The organism is uncultured Serinicoccus sp. (genome assembly GCF_947500995.1).
Taxonomy (GTDB): domain Bacteria; phylum Actinomycetota; class Actinomycetes; order Actinomycetales; family Dermatophilaceae; genus Ornithinicoccus.
This window is the reverse complement of record NZ_CANMUA010000011.1, coordinates 1-14806: the sequence shown is the minus strand read 5'-3', so window position 1 is coordinate 14806 and position 14806 is coordinate 1. Positions and strand designations below refer to the sequence as shown.

10 protein-coding genes are annotated in these 14806 nt (G+C 67.4%); 9 read left to right on the top strand and 1 reads right to left on the bottom strand.

All coding sequences use genetic code 11. From position 1 onward, the window contains the following. Window positions 1–27 precede the first annotated feature (27 nt). From Q0967_RS15820 to Q0967_RS15795, 6 genes are all read left to right on the top strand, one after another. Entirely contained in the window at window positions 28–3771 is a 3744-nt protein-coding gene (locus Q0967_RS15820) for a helicase-related protein (RefSeq protein ID WP_299450968.1), read from the top strand. Beyond that, window positions 3771–5591, top strand: a complete 1821-nt coding sequence (locus tag Q0967_RS15815; protein ID WP_299450965.1) for a hypothetical protein — start codon at window positions 3771–3773, stop codon at window positions 5589–5591. Before Q0967_RS15820 ends, Q0967_RS15815 begins: the two co-directional genes overlap by 1 nt. 19 nt (window positions 5592–5610) lie before the next feature. Next, window positions 5611–6366 (top strand): phospholipase D-like domain-containing protein, encoded by a 756-nt coding sequence (locus Q0967_RS15810; protein ID WP_299450963.1) that lies wholly within the window; start codon window positions 5611–5613, stop codon window positions 6364–6366. 404 nt (window positions 6367–6770) lie between these two features. Then, complete coding sequence (locus Q0967_RS15805) at window positions 6771–7532, top strand: hypothetical protein (RefSeq protein ID WP_299450960.1); 762 nt, start codon at window positions 6771–6773, stop codon at window positions 7530–7532. Continuing rightward, window positions 7529–9685: an SAM-dependent methyltransferase gene (locus tag Q0967_RS15800; RefSeq protein ID WP_299450958.1), complete on the top strand. Its 2157-nt coding sequence runs from the start codon at window positions 7529–7531 to the stop codon at window positions 9683–9685. The genes Q0967_RS15805 and Q0967_RS15800 overlap by 4 nt, the downstream gene beginning before the upstream one ends. A gap of 100 nt (window positions 9686–9785) precedes the next feature. Then, window positions 9786–11192, top strand: a complete 1407-nt coding sequence (locus tag Q0967_RS15795; protein ID WP_299450955.1) for an IS1380 family transposase — start codon at window positions 9786–9788, stop codon at window positions 11190–11192. A 289-nt stretch (window positions 11193–11481) separates the two neighbouring features. On the opposite strand, the gene Q0967_RS15790 is transcribed toward Q0967_RS15795, so the two are convergent. Next, entirely contained in the window at window positions 11482–11811 is a 330-nt protein-coding gene (locus tag Q0967_RS15790; protein WP_299450952.1) for a hypothetical protein, read from the bottom strand. Window positions 11812–12268: 457 nt separating this feature from the next. On the opposite strand from Q0967_RS15790, the gene Q0967_RS15785 reads away from it, so the two are divergent. From Q0967_RS15785 to Q0967_RS15775, 3 genes are all read left to right on the top strand, one after another. Next, on the top strand, window positions 12269–13384 hold the full coding sequence (locus tag Q0967_RS15785; RefSeq protein WP_299450949.1) for a tyrosine-type recombinase/integrase: 1116 nt from the start codon (window positions 12269–12271) through the stop codon (window positions 13382–13384). Then, a complete protein-coding gene (locus Q0967_RS15780) occupies window positions 13381–13716 on the top strand; it encodes a helix-turn-helix transcriptional regulator (protein WP_075957825.1) in 336 nt (111 codons plus the stop codon). Before Q0967_RS15785 ends, Q0967_RS15780 begins: the two co-directional genes overlap by 4 nt. Then, a partial coding sequence (locus Q0967_RS15775) for a hypothetical protein (RefSeq protein ID WP_299450943.1) occupies window positions 13713–14806 on the top strand: 1094 nt, incomplete at its 3' end. The genes Q0967_RS15780 and Q0967_RS15775, both read left to right, overlap by 4 nt.

Here is a 14806-nt window from a genome sequence, read left to right as displayed (position 1 = left end):
GCCGCACGACGCGCACCGTCCGCCCCCATGAACGCGTCCATTAGCAACCGCCGCGAGGCGGGTGTCGTCGACTGGCTCATCGATCGGCTGGCCCTACGACTAGCCGACCGCACCGACATCCGGCACAGCCCGCCGTGGGAGCCGCGCGCGAACGTACTGCTCGGAGTGCTGGAGCCCATCTGGGTTCAGCCCCCGCCGGTCGCGAAGAATGGAGACACCGCGGCGGAAGAGGCTGGCCCCGAGAGCGGCGGTGAAACCGCCGAACAGGACGCGGCCCAGACCGGCGACGTCCCCGCACTCGGACTCAACTTCCGGGTGCGCGCGGCGGGAAGAGAGGCCATCGAGCTCGACATCGACCTGGCCTTCGCCCTGTACCTCGAGGAAATCGCCACCCTAGACGAGCAGCGCACCTACCTCGGTGCCGCCGAGACCGACCTCACGGCTGGACCTGACGCCACGACCGACACCGGGGTCGACACCGCAATTTCGGGCTCCAACACGTCATCGGAGGCAGCGACCTCAGCCGCAGACCCGCCGAGCGGCGACCCACCATCAACCGAGCCGACCGGCGGTGAAGACGGAGCCGCCCCCGCCACCAAGCGTCCGAAGCGTGAACGAAAGACCCGTCTTCTGGGTGCCTGGCGCCGCCAGGACGTCAAGGTTCCCTCGGCCCGAATCCAGGTCCCCCTCGACGGTGCGGTCGTGGAGTTGGAGAGCCAGATGGACCAGTTGGTGCGCGAGGTCGTCGATTCGCACTACGCCAGCCCCCTCGCGATGCGGCCGCTTCGTACGAAGCGCAACGAGCTCCCGCGCACCGCACTCGCTGACGAAGCGGCCTTCCAGGCGGCCATCGAGGAGGTCCTCGATAGGGACTGGAAGCCGACTTCCTACCTCGACCTGGAGCTCACCGCGTTTGCGCAACCTTTGGGCGCCGACGAGTACCTCGTCACCGTGGCACTGCGCAACATGACACGCATCGAGGGTCGGCAACAGCAAGACCTGACGGCCTACGACTGCCAGTTCACGGTCCACCCCACGGCGGCCACTCCGATCCTGCCCCAACGGTTCGATCTGGCACCCGACGACTACCAACTCGCTGACCTAGCCGACGTGATCGGGCACGGTACCGGCTGCGTCGCGGTCGCTACGCCGAACGACGGCGTGCGGACCGAGACCCTGCCCACTCACATTCAGTCCGTCATCGAGCCACGCGACGACCATGTCGCCGCTCCTCGATGGGACCAGCTGGCCGCAGACCCCAGCGCCATCCTGTCCAGCATCCAGGTGGCGATGGAGGACTACGAAGGCGAGTTCGAGCGATTCGTCGCCGCCGCGGTGGGGCAGCCCCACCACGCCGAAGCCGCTCGAGACCTCGCCCAGTTCTGCGACGAGTTCCGCCGATTCAAGCTCGGTCGACGAGCGCTACGCGAGGACCCCCGACTCGCCCAGGCATTTCAGCTGGCGAACGAAACCTTCGCGCGCGCCAACGCGGGGAAACCGTTCTCCACCTGGCGGCTGTTCCAGCTGGTCTACATCGTCACCCACCTCCCCGCGCTCGTCGCCAGGGAGAAGGACGACCCCGAGTACCGGCGCGAACTCGACCATGTCGACGTCCTCTGGTTCCCGGCAGGCGGTGGCAAGACCGAGGCGTACCTCGGGCTCATTGTCACCGCCTTGTTCTACGACCGGCTCCGCGGCAAGAACGCCGGAGTCACCACTTGGCTTCGCTTCCCTCTGCGGATGCTTTCGGTCCAGCAGGTGTTCCGGATGCTGCGCGTGCTCGTCGTGGCTGAGGACCTGCGAGGCGAGAAGCACATCGCGGACCCGGACGCTGACCCCTTCGCGCTGGGCTACCTGGTCGGCAGCGGCGGAACCCCGAACCGGCTGGGAGATTACCCGTCGGCGTGGTGGCGCGGCCGTGAACCAGAGGTGCGGCTGGCCCGCGCAGGCGAGTTCGCCACAACCCACGAGGACGACCGCATCGTCACCAAGTGCCCGTACTGCGGCCAGGAGCAGGTCGAACTCGACTACGACGAGCCCGGAGTGCGGGTGGTGCACCGGTGCCGGGCCAGCGGCTGCGGCCGCGACCTGCCACTGCACATCACCGACGAGGAGGTCTACCGCGCGTTGCCGAGCATCGTGATCTCCACGGTGGACAAGCTGACCGGCTACAGCTGGTTCCCCGAGTTCACCGCGTTCAGCCGTGGCCCCCGCTTTCGGTGCTCGGAGCACGGGTACTTCAGCGTCCCCACGGCCGGCACCTGCGCGGTGGGGCCGGAGCAGTGCCCACCCCCGAAGCGGGGAACCCACTACCTGGCGGTTCCCCCTGTCAAGGATCCGGTGCCTGCCCTGACGGTCCAAGACGAGATGCATCTGCTCAAGGAAGAGCTTGGCGCCTTCAGCGGCCACTACGAGGGCCTCATCGCCGAGCTGCAGCGCGGCGGCCCGTCGGGCCTCCCGTCGAAGGTGCTGGCGGCCAGCGCCACCATCGAACAGTTCGAGGACCAGCTGCGCCAGGTCTACGGACGCATCCCCCGAGCGTTCCCCTCGCGCGGCTTCGAACGGAGCCGCAGCTTCTACATCCAGACCACACCTGACGTGCGGCGCACGTTCGTCGGGGTCCTGCCCCACTACCGGCGGAAGGACGACGTCGCGGCCATCATCCATGCGGAGCTGCTTCGAGCGATCACCGAACTCGAGGACTCTGCCGACCCTCTCGGCGACCTCGGCATCGCCCCGGGTCTCTGGGAGCAGCCGCCCAGCAGGGAAGACGTCGCAGACCTGCTGTTCAACTACGAAGTCGCTCTTGGATACGTGAACAGCAAGGCGCACGGAGCTAAACTCGACGAGGAGCTGGGGCTGCTTTCCGACGCCCTTGACAACGAGGGGCACGGACCGTTGGACCAAGTCGTGCTCACTGGCCAGGTTCCGATCCCCGAACTGGCGGCGGCCATCGGCCGCGTCCAGGACGACACGCTCAGTACTGACCGTGGGTCCAGGCTCCGGGCGCTGGTCGGCACCTCCGTGGTAAGCCACGGCGTCGACCTGGACAGGCTGAACATGCTGGTGATGGCCGGCATGCCCACCACAGCCGCGGACTACATCCAGGTAACCGCCAGGTCGGGACGCACCCACGCGGGGCTGGTCGTCACCGTCTACGACACGTTCTCGCGCCGGGAACGGTCCCTGTTCAGCAACTTCCCGAGCTACCACACCTTCCTCGACCAGATGGTCACACCGGTGCCGGTGAACAAGTACGCGTTCTTCGTCGCGGACCGCACGCTGCCCGGCATCGCGTTGGCACTGCTGCACGACCTCGCCCGCGAGGACGGCCTCCACGCTCCGGTGGAGGGCGTCCGCCAAGCCAAGCACTTCCAACGCTGGTGGAACACCAACCGAGGCGCGATCGACCAGCGGCTGCGCGACCGACTCCAGCGGTGCTACGCCACCCCGGTCACGGGAGTCAACGACGCCGGCATGGAGGCCGAGCTGGCCACGCGCGCGCTGGCACGGTGGGACGACACCGAATCTAAGGCCCTTAGCATCCCCGCACGCGAGAAGCTGACGACAGCACTATTCCACAACCAGCCGCTGGCGAACTTCCGCGACATCGACGAGCCTGGCGAGTTCGCCACCTGGATTCACAGCCGCGAGGCATTCCTACGACTAACCGGCCAGCTCGTCGACGAAGAGGAGCGTGCGCATCCTTCGCCGCCCGGCTCCACAAACAGCGCTGCCCCACGCCCGGACCTCACGAAGGAGTCGCGCTGATGCTGCGCAGCAAGAGCCAGATCCTGTGGGGCTACCTGCCCGGTTCGGTGTTCCGACACGAGGACCGCGTTTACGGCCGCGTCGTCACCGTTGACGGCGACAGACTCACCGGACTCAACGAAGCAGTCATCTACGACGCCATCGCGACCTACCTCGAACAGTGGTCGGAGGAGAACCGGCACGAGCTGCCACTCCCCCGCGATGGCGTGACCCGGGAGTACCGCATCGTGCGACCCGACCAAGTCCGCTGGGAGCTGTTCCCACTCGTCTTGGAGTGCAGCCGGCGCAGCTGCGCCCGCGTCCGCAGCTTCAGAACCGCCGGAGACCTCGCCAAATCCCCCCGCTGCCGTTACTGCGGCGGTCAAATGCAGCAGCTCCGCTTCTACAACGCCCACAACTGCGGGCAGATCGGCGCTATCCACGTACCGAAGTGCAGCACCCACGGATACGACGACCTGTTCTTCGACAACACGGGAAGCTTCCTAACCGCCACCTGGCGCTGCCACGGGCCTGGCTGCAACGGCGGAGTCGTCTCCCGGACCAACATGTCCCCGTGCAACTGCGGGAGCTGGGCCGGACGCGATGGTGTGGTGCGCATGCGAGCACATACCCTCGACGACTCCCGCCCCTACCGCGCGCACTACGTGGACCTGATAAACATCGACTCGTCGGTGTTCCAGACCTACCAACGGCACCCGGCACGCAGCCAGGTCGCGGTCGCACACTTCCTCGACCTGATCCCGACGCTGCAGGACGGCATGCGTGAGGTCGATACGGGACTCGACGGCAAGCGGATGAGCGCCGAGGAATGGGCCATCAAGGAGCGCGCCTACCGGGCAATGGGGCTGGAGGAGTCCGACATCAAGACCCTCCGGGTTAAGAACGGCCCGGTGGAGAGCGGTGTGGCCGCCCTCGGAGACCTGTCACCCCAGGTGCTCGACGTCGTAGCGGAGCGGCGCCCCTTCTACGAGCGTGCGGCGGTGTACGACACCACCGAGGTGCCACGCGTGACTCTCGCCCACCAAAAGGCCCAGGCGGATTCGGCCCACGACGCTGTACGGGCCGCTGCGCTGGGCTCCGCCGACGCGCTCGCCACTGCAATGGGCATTTGTGAGGTCGCTGTCACGTGGGACTTCCCGGTGGCCAAGGTCGCCTTCGGATACACCCGCGAGAAGCACGGCCCCGACGAGGCAGCGATCCGCGGCTTCCGACACGGCAAGCAGCATGACGGCAAGTACCCCGTTTACGCGCTCAGCAGCCGCACCGAAGCGCTGCTGATCACGCTCTCAGCTCAGGAGGTGCTGACCTTTCTGCACGGGCGCGGTGAGACCGACGCCGTCCCGGGCGACGAGGACCGCGCGCGCCGGATGCTCCTCGAGATCTTCGCGAATGAAGAGGCGCACCCAGTGCCGGCGCAGACCGTTAAGACGCTTGTGCACACCCTCAGCCACCTTCTCCTGCGCGGGCTCGATGACGGCCAGGTCGGGTTCTCGGAGTCAAGCCTTGCCGAGTGGCTGGTTCCAGAGACCCTGACCTTCGCCGTGTATGCGAACACCCTCAAGGACTTCACTCTCGGCTCTCTGTGGACGCTGCTGAACAATCGGGCACTCAGCTGGCTCCGCGGCGTGGTCGACCGCAGCATCCAGTGCGAGAACGACCCGATCTGCTACCAGCAGGAGATGCGGGCCTGCGAACGGTGCGTGTACCTCACCTTCGGGTGCGAACACTTCAACGATGACCTGAGCCGGGCGATCGTCTATGACTACCTGCGCTACTGCGGGGTGCTGGAGACATCGAGGTCCGGGGCGGCACGTGCGTGAGCTTGTCGACCTTGCCGTCATGCTCCAGCAGATGGCCGGCAGCCCACTCGAGGCGATGACGTGGGCTGAGACCCTTGGCGCGCAGGGACAGGGCTGCCTGACTGCTCTTGGGGTCCGGGGAGATCCGGCGCTGGTCCTCACCACCGCGGCGCTCGACGCGGGACTCCTCCGCACCGACGGCACGGGAAACCGGGTCCGGGCCGCCAAGCTCGTGATCCTGATCGACGTCCTCGACGCCGCGCCGCATCCAAAGCGAGCACCCGCACCCGACCGCGAGTTGGTCTTCACCGTTCCCCGAAGCGTGGAACATCTCGTGCAACCCCGCCAACGTCTCGACCTGCTAGTCAACGACGTCATCGCTCGCGCCGACCGAACCCTGCACATCGGCGGGCCGTTCTGGAACGCAGGGGGGTGGGATCTCCTCAAGCCAGTGGTGCTGCCAGCACTCCACATCCGCCAGGTGCCAGTCACCTTCTACCTCCATCGCAGCGAGTCAGGACACCGTGACGTCATCGAAGAGATGCTGAAGGAGGCACGCGCACATGGGTCGGTCAGCGCGCGCTGGTGGAGCGCGGGCCTGCCCAGCCTGATGCATGCCAAGTTTGTCGTCGCCGACGGAGCCACCGGCTACTTCGGCACCGCGAACCTGACTTCGTTGGGACTGAGCGAACACCTGGAGATGGGGGTGGCGCTCGCGCCCACCCAAGCCGCGTCGCTGCTTGACCTACTACGGCAACTCGAGCAGGCCGGCATGTTCGACGCTGACCCGGTGTAGGAGGAACTGGGATTAGGGCGCCCATGGCGGCACCCGCCGGTCCGCTCCGGCGTCCACGAGAACGACCCAGCGGCCGCTGAGCCCCGCAGCCCGATCAGCGAAGTGAGGTAGGACCAGCCGGAGCGTTGGCCCAGCGGGGCTACAGGGTGGGTCGCGGTGCACCCTCATTTGCTCACAGGCGGTCCGCGCCGCGCCGTTGACCGATCCGAGGAGGTGCTGGTCCGGCTCGACACGCTGAGACCAACCAGCAGCCAGGGTGCTCAAAGGCACCCCCGGCCGATCACCAGTCCGCGGCCCGCCGCGCCGACCTGGTTCTCTCCCCTGTCGCAGGACCTCGATACCCTGACACCCAGCGGGCGCTCCTTGACGAGCCTGTGACGGATCGTATTAGCAAAGGGTGGACAGTGGGTGCAATCGAGCAGGTGTTCCTGGAGTGTGAGCGTGCGCGAGCAGACGGCGACCTGATCAAACGCGTCTCGGCTAGCGACAAGGAGTATCACTTTCAGAACTGGGTCCAGGCCCGCATCGAAGCCTGCGCGCTGAACTACGACGATCCTGGACGCAACACTTACCCGGACTTCCGACTGATCAACCATCCCGAGGGTTACGAGGTCAAGGGCCTCGAGTTCCCCGGTCGCGAGGCCGACTACGACTCTAACTCCCAGGTACCCACAGGCAACCACGGCGGACGTGAGGTGTTCTACGTCTTCGGCCGTTACCCGAAATCTCAGCGCGACGTCTACGAATACCCGGTCGTCGACCTCGTGATCTGCCACGGGAGCTTCCTCAACGCCAACACTCAGTACGTTCACAAGAACAAGTCGTTCCGCGGCTTCGGCTCGTACGGCGACATCCTGGTCCGCGATCGCAAGATGTATGTCGTGCCGACCCCATTCGCACTGGCTTCGGGTACTGCTGGGCTCGCCACGCTTGTCGTCCCGGCCGACCACGTGATCCAGTCAGACCGCCTCGTCCAAGTAGGCGAGCTCAACCGGGTAGAGGTCGATGAAGTGCTCGTCTCCTACGAGTTCAACCTACAGACGAACGAGATGCTGACGCACAAGGAACCGAACCCCAATGCCGGGACGGTCCACAAGTTCCGGGCATACCGGTCGCGCGGGACGGGCGACTCCAAGACGGTATCCATGAACGAGCGTCGGTCATGACGTCTATCGTACCGGCGCCATCCAGTCTGGAATCGGCCTTTCCCGCCGCAATGCTCAGCGCGGTCGGCACGAAGGAGTCGTGGCGCAAGGAGGTCCATCGGCCAGCGACGAGCACCCACAAATGGTGGGCCAAACGACTCGGCACCGTCTTTCGCGGGATCATCACCTCTGCAGTGACCGCGGAGGACGCCGACGCAATGGAGGCGTACATGTCGCGTCTCGACCTAACCGGCGTGGTGGTGCTCGACCCCTTCTCCGGCTCCGGGGTCACCGGCGTCGAGGTGCTGAAGCTCGGTGGCCGACCCGTCTGTTTCGACATCAACCCCGTGGCGACGCTGGTCCAGCGTCAGGCCATGCAGCCCTGGAATCTGCGGGACCTGACCGCTGCGTATAGAGCCGTCGAGAACAGTTGCCGCGAGGACGTGGATCGACTTCACCGGACGGAGGACGGGCGCACTGTCCTGTACTACTTCTGGGTCGCGACGGTCGCGTGCCCCCACTGCTCCGAGCCCGTGCGCCTGTTCGACTCGCCCGTCTTCTCAAAGAACGCCTACCCGAAGCGGGTACCCAAGGCACAGATCGTTTGCCCGCAGTGCCTGGCCGTGAAGGAGAGCCGGTACGACTTCGACATAGAAACGTGCGCGAACGGGCACACGGTCACTCCAGCCGGTGCCGCCCGCGGGCAGGTGGCCAACTGCCCGCGGGGCCACAGCTTCAAGACGATGTCGGCTCTAGATGAAGCGCGACCCGAATACGAGATGTACGCCAAGATGATCGCGAACCCGGACGGCTCGAAGGTCTACGAGGCGATCACCGACTGGGACCGCGCGCTGTATGCCGAGTGCGTCGACCTGTTAGAGGATCTTCCTGATAGTGCGGTGCTGCCGCGCGGCGAGCTCGCACGCGGCAACAACACCGACCAGGCGCTGAAGTGGAACTTCCGCCAATGGCGCGACTTCTTCAATGCGCGTCAACTCGTTTCGCTTTCCCTGATCGCCACTGCGATCCGGGACCTGCCTGGCCCGCCGGCGGAGCGCGAGGCGCTCAGTGCCCTGTTTTCAGGAACCCTCGAGTTTAACAACCTTTTCACGTCGTTCAAGGGCGAGGGCACCGGGGCAGTCCGGCACATGTTCAGCCACCACATCCTTAAGCCGGAGCGTACGCCGCTCGAGGCTCACCCGTGGGGGACGTCGCAGTCGTCCGGAGCGTTCTCGACGCTCTACAAGAGCAGACTGGAGCGGGCACACGAGTATAAGACGAAGCCCGCCGACCTGGTGGTCGACGGAGTGGGAATTAGCCGTGTCACCGGGCTGTCGAAGCCTCTGTCGGCAACCATCGTCGACTCTTGGGAAGCGTTCGTCTCTACCACGGGACAGACCGCGTATGTCGGGACCAAGAATTCGGCGGACACCGACCTTCCCGACGGGTCGGTCGATCTGATCGTCACCGACCCGCCATACATGGACAACGTCCACTATGCGGAGCTCGCCGACTTCTTCCACGCCTGGCTCCAGGCCATCCACCCGTACGCCGGGTACGACCAAAGCACGACTACACGGCGGGCGGGCGAAGTCCAGAACGCGGATCCTGACGAGTTCGGCAAAGCGATCGAAGCCGTCTGGACGGAGTGCGCAAGAGTGCTGAAGCCGGGCGGGCTGCTGGCCTTTACATTTCACCAAGCTCGGATTAGCGGGTGGGTGCAGGTCGTCGAGTCGCTGCGCCGCTCGGGCCTCGTTGTGACGGCCGTCCAGCCCGTCAAGGGCGAGATGACGACGAGCATCGTCAAGGCGGGGTCTCGCGAGCCGTCGAACCTGGATAGCGTCGTTGTCTGCCGCCGTGTCGTTGACGGCGCGACCAATCCAAACGGGTCCCTTGAAGAGGCGCTCGCGACAGCCCTGAGGGAGCTGTCGGGGCTCCGCGGGGCTGGAGTCGACGTCGGTGCAGGAGATGTCAGGTCCGTCGTGCGCGGCTCTCTGCTGGCCTACCTGGCGTCCACCGGAGCACAGCTGGACGACGTCGTCACCGCGAACGTGGACGAGGTAGCAACTCAGGCAATCGCCACGCTGCACAACCAGTATGTAAGCGCGAGCCCGAATCTCGGACCTGCTGCGTGGCAGGCAGGGCTTCTTAGCCTGGATCCACCGATGGGGTGAGGGCTAAAGACGGCGTGGGGAAGTGAGAATGCCCCTCTGACTTGGGAAGATACGACTTGTCTAGAGCACATATCACCCAACCCGGAAGGGCATCTCGTAGATGCAACTCTCTCATACCCTGCCCGTGGCCTCCGCGACGTTCGATGACCCCAACCTGGTGTCGGCCGCTGGGCTGGTCCCGGTCATGGCGCTGGCCGAAGAAGCCGGTCTGCGCGCCCTGGGTGATGAGCACCTGAGTCTGCCGACCGACAAGGGCGCCAACGCCGGGGCGAAACTGGCCGCCCTGGTGGCCGGGATGGCCGCCGGCGCGGACAGTATCGAGGACTTGGGGCTGTTGCGCCACGGCGCGATGGGCAAGGTCTTCGACCGGCCCTACGCTCCCTCCACGCTCGGTTCGTTCCTGCGCGCCTTCACCTTCGGACACGTCCGCCAGGGCGACGCGGTCGCCTCCCGCTTCACCCTGGCCATGGCCGAACAGAGCGGGTTGCTCGGCAAGGCCGGCGACACCGGGACGGTACTGCTCGATATGGACGACACCATCGTGGAGGTCCACGGCTACGCCAAGCAGGGCGCCGGGTTCGGGTACACCGGGGTCCGAGGCCTGAACGCGCTGCTGGCCACCGTGACCACCGACCAAGCCGCCCCGGTCATCGCCGCCCAACGCCTGCGCAAGGGCTGCGTCGGCTCCTCCCGCGGAGCGGTCCGGCTCGCGACCGACGCCCTGGCGCTGGTCCGGCGCAGCCACCTGGCCGCACGACCCGTGCTGCTGCGGGCCGACTCCGCGTTCTACTCCGCCACCTTGGTGGGCGCCGCCATCAAGGCCGGGGCGCAGGTCTCGATCACCGTCCGGCTGGACCCCGCGGTCAAACGTGCCATCGCCAGCATCGACGACGACGCCTGGACCACGATCAGGTACACCGACGCGATCTACGACGAGACCACCAAGACCTGGGTCTCCCGGGCAGAAGTCGCCGAGGTGCCCTACACCGCGTTCACCTCGGCCAAGAAGGCCCAGCAGGTCACCGGCCGGCTGGTGGTGCGCCGCATCCCCGACCTGAACCACAAGGCCAAGGACGGGCAGGCTTCCCTGTTCGACACCTTCCGCTTCCACGCCTTCTTCACCACCACCCCGGTCACCGAACGAGGCACCGTGGCCGCCGACCAGGTCCACCGGGGTCACGCGATCATCGAGAACGTGCACGCCGACCTGAAAGCCTCCGCCCTGGCGCACCTGCCCTCGGGCACGTTCACCGCCAACGCCATCTGGCTCATCGCCGCGACCATGGCCTTCAACCTCACCCGCGCCGCGGCCACCCTCACCGGCAGCACCCAGCTGGCCAGGGCCACGACCCCGACGATCCGGCGCAAGCTGATCAACCTGCCCGCCCGCATCGCCTCCTCCGCCCGACGACTGCACCTGCACTTGCCCCGCGACTGGCCATGGCAGGACGCGTGGACGGCGCTCTACGCCGCCCTCCTGCCCAACCCGGCGCCCGCACCGACCTGAGCACCAGCCCTCAGTCCCTACCAGCAGGAACCCCAGTGGAAAAGCCGAGCAGACCGGCAGCTCCCACCTGCCCTCACCGACACCAAAGCCTCCGTCGTCCTCCGGGCCGTCTACGCAGCCAGTCTCACCAGTTCATCGGTGGATCGAGGCTTAGCGGCGCCGGCTGGAGCTGATCGACTCCGGCAACCTCTACGAGGTCGACCCGCAACCCTGGCCATCGCCAGCGTGCGCGCGCCCGATGCCGAGTGGGAGGAGTTAGCGCAGGCACGGTCTCCGACAACCGCCACCCTCACCTCGACATGCTCTCAGCCGGCCCCGCCGAGGCCGGTGCACCCTCGCGTGACTCCTCACCCCGGTCCTCGCCGCTGGTGCCGCCCTCGTCCTGGTCGGCGACGCCCCGAATGAGCCGGTAGACCTCCCGTCCCGCCAGCGTGCCACCCCCGCACCAGACCAACGCCTCCTGCGTGCTCAGCCCCTCCTCCTCGATCAACGATCGCAGCGCCCGCCCTGCTCGCTGCTCGCAGTCGCTGACCACCGCGTCCCGCTCAGCCAGGGCCACGGCCACCGCCTCACCCCATTTCGCCAGCCGCCGCTCCCGCTTGGCCTGTTCCTGGACCACCTTCGACCGAGCCTCCCGAGCCCGCGCCCGCGCCAGTTGCCTCACCGTCTGCTTCTGCATAACAATGCGCCTTCCTCGATCTCCAAAGATCCTCCGGACACCACCTAAAGCGGACCACCACTACCCAGGGACTCACACCCGACCAATCACCCTCAGACCAGCAGCTCCGAGCCTCACCCGCACCGACTCCGACACCAAGCCCGAGCGGAACGCACCCTGAGCATGACCGAGAACCACGCTAAGCCCGGCCATAACCGCACCGCTCATGTCCCACACACCTCTGGCATTCCCGGGGGAAGCGAGCATTATCGCGTCAGAAGTCACACCCGTTGGGTGGTCTGCGGATTAGTAGGGACTTCGACGGCCCCCGCGGGCCCGTTGACCAGGGACGCCTAACTAGGTGTAACGTCAGAAGCAACACTATGACTTCTGAGGCAACGACGGATCGGCGGTCCTGATGGTCGGCATACCGGGCTCGGCGGGGCTGGTCCTGGTCGCCGGGGTGGCTCATCTGAACGAGGAGAGCGCCGTCTTCGAGGCGATGCTGACCGGCTGGGGTCGTCAGCAGCGGTCCCGGCTGCTGGGCGAGAAGACCATCAGCGACCGGGTCCGGTTGGTCCGTCGGTTCACCGAGTTCGCCGAGTCCTACCCGTGGTCCTGGGGTCCTGGGGACGTGGAGGACTTCACCGTCTCCCTGGCCAGCGGGGACGGTCGGCGGTCACCCTCGACGATCCGCGGGTACCACCTGGGACTGCGGATGTTCTGCGATTACCTCACCGACGCGCGGTACGAGTGGCCCCGGCAGTGTCGCGACCGGTTCGGCTCGGTGCCCTCACAGGTGTGCCACGAGTGGAACACGGTGGCACATCTGAACGAGTACGAGGGCCGTCCGGCACGGCGACCGTTGACGTACGCCGAGCTGCAGGATCTCTTCGACCACCTGGACGCCCAGGTCGAACGCGCCGCGTCCTCGGGCCGCAAGGGAGCGTTGAGCGCGCTGCGTGACGCGCAGGTCTTCAAGACCGCCTACGCGTTCGGCCTGCGCCGCAACGAGCTGTGCCGACTGGACGTGGCCGACCTGCGACCCAACCCGCACGTGACCCGGTGGGGCACCTACGGCTCGGTCCACGTCCGCTACGGCAAGGCTGTCCGCGGTGGAACCCCGCGCCGCCGCACGGTCCTGGCGGTGCCGGAGTTCGACTGGGCCATCGAGGGGATGCGCCAGTGGGTCGAGCAGGCAAGGCCGCTGTTCGGCGTGCCTGGCCACCCGGCCCTGTGGGTGACCGAGCGGCTCTCGCGGGTCTCGCTGCGCCACTTCGACGCCCGCTTCGCGGCGGTCCGCAACCAGGCGGGCCTGGACCCGGTGCTGTCGCTGCACTGCCTGCGCCACTCCTACGTGACTCACCTGGTCGAGTTCGGCTATCCCGAACGGTTCGTCCAGGAGCAGGTCGGGCACGCCTACGCCTCGACCACCGCGATCTACGCCTCGGTCAGCAACGACTTCAAGGACAAGACGCTCAAGGCCGCGCTGGAGCGCGTCTACGCACCCACCGATGAGGAGGACCAGGGATGACCGTCCGCACCGTGATGGGGTGGAACCTGCGCCAGGTGATGGCCACCCACGGCATGTACCAGACCTCCGAGCTCGTCCCGCTGCTGGCCGAGCGCGGGGTCCACCTGTCCCGTGAGCACGTCTACCGGCTGGTGGCCCGGACCCCGCAACGGCTGAACATGGAGGTCCTGGCGGCCCTGTGCGACATCCTGGACTGCGAACCGAACGACCTGCTGGTCCCTACCGTCGTGCAGGAGCAAGCCTCCAAGACCGGTACCGGGGAGGGCGGACCGGGCATCGGTGACCTGCGTCCGATCCGGGCCCGGGTCCGCCGCCCGCCCGAGGACCGGTGAGCCCGCGCCCGCAGCTGCCGCGCCAGGACTGCGCGCACTGCGGGCGCCACGACCGATGCACCCGGGTCGTCCTGGAGAAGGCGGTCTGCCAGCGCTGCACCCTGCGCTTCGCCCGGACAGCCCAGCCCTGCCCCGGTTGCGCGAACATCAGGGTGCTGGCCTTCTACGACGACCGGCGCCGGCCGGCGTGCGCGGCCTGCACCGGCAACGAGGCCGTCTACGCCTGCACCGCCTGCGGACGGGAGGACTCCCCGTGGGGCCGGCTGTGCGGGCACTGCGCCCCGAAGGAGAAGGCCACCGCGCTGCTGTCCGGCCCCGATGGCGGCATCAACCCGCGACTGCGGCCGGTGTACGAAGCCCTGATCTCGGGCCCACGACCCCAGTCCACCCTGTACTGGTTCACCCGCTCCACCGGCCCGGCCACCCTGGGCGCGATGGCCCGCGGCGAGCTCGACATCTCCCACGCGACCTTCGAGGCCATGCCCGCGAGCAGGACGAACAGCTACCTGCGCGACCTGCTCACCGCCCTGGGGGTCCTGCCGCCCTTCCACGCCGAGCTCGAGCGGGTCAGCCCGTGGCTGGCGGAGCTGCTGGGCACCCTGCCGGCCGGGCAGTCCGAGGTCCTGGCCCGGTTCGCCCGCTGGCAGGTGCTGAGCAGGCTGCGCCGCCAGGAGCAGCACGGGACCCTCACCCACGGCGCGATCTCCGCCGCGCGGGCCACCATCGTCGTCACCGCCCGCTTCATGGACTGGCTCACCAAGGACGGCACCGACCTGACCGACATCGACCAGGACGACCTGGACCGGTACGCGCAGCAGCACCGCGCCCGCGCCCTCGCGCTGCGACCGTTCCTGGCCTGGTGTGCCCGCACCGGCCTCGGAGGGGATCTGTCCGTGGCCACCCGCCCCACCACGCAGCCCGCCGTCACCCTCTCCGACGAGGACAGGTGGTCGCACGTCCAGCTGCTCCTGCACGACGACACGATCCGCCTCTACGCCCGCGTCGCCGGCCTGTTCGTCCTGCTCTACGCCCAACCCCTGGCCCGGGTTTGTCGCATGCGCGCCGACCAGATCACCGTTGACGCCGTCGG